Annotated in this window: 1 pseudogene; it reads left to right on the forward strand. The window is 61.2% G+C overall.

From position 1 onward, the window contains the following. Positions 1 to 250: pseudogene (locus SB764_RS43080) on the forward strand (hypothetical protein); the annotation flags it as partial.

Raw genomic sequence — 250 nt, forward strand, 5'->3', positions numbered from 1 at the left:
GCGCAATGTGCTGGCGCGGGTGGTGGACGAGCTGAAGCTCGATCAGGACCAGGAATTCATAACGCCGCCGCCGCTTGCGCGGCTGAAGGCGATTTTTTCATCGAAGCCGGAAGATGGCGATAACAAGGTCGGGGCGCTTCGTTCGCTTGGAGACCGGGTGGCCGCCGAGCGCGATCCGCGTTCCTTCGTGGTGACGCTTTCTGTCTGGACCAATGACGCCGAAAAATCCGTGCTGGTCTCCAAGGCCATC

The organism is Paraburkholderia sp. SIMBA_027, from assembly GCF_046535315.1.
Taxonomy (GTDB): Bacteria; Pseudomonadota; Gammaproteobacteria; order Burkholderiales; family Burkholderiaceae; genus Paraburkholderia; species Paraburkholderia tropica.